We start from the raw sequence: 237 nt of genomic DNA, 5'->3' as shown, positions 1-237 counted from the left end.
TGCTTCGGGGAGCGGTAAGTACGCTTTGATCCGGAGATTTCCGAATGGGGCAACCCAATCAGCTTAGTCGCTGATTACTTGACTAGTGAATACATAGCTGGCAAGAGGTAGACGCAGTTAACTGAAACATCTTAGTAGCTGCAGGAAGAGAAAGAAACATCGATTCCCCGAGTAGCGGCGAGCGAAAAGGGAAGAGCCCAAACCAACAAGCTTGCTTGTTGGGGTTGTAGGACTGAA

At 48.9% G+C, this 237-nt stretch carries 1 rRNA gene; it reads left to right on the top strand.

The features are described 5' to 3' along the window. A 23S ribosomal RNA gene (locus H5S41_RS12230) occupies nucleotides 1-237 on the top strand; the annotation flags it as partial.

This window comes from Limosilactobacillus albertensis (genome assembly GCF_014145555.1).
GTDB classification, from domain to species: Bacteria; Bacillota; Bacilli; order Lactobacillales; family Lactobacillaceae; genus Limosilactobacillus; species Limosilactobacillus albertensis.
Note: the sequence above shows the minus strand (reverse complement) of the source record. Positions and strands in the feature narration are given on the sequence as shown.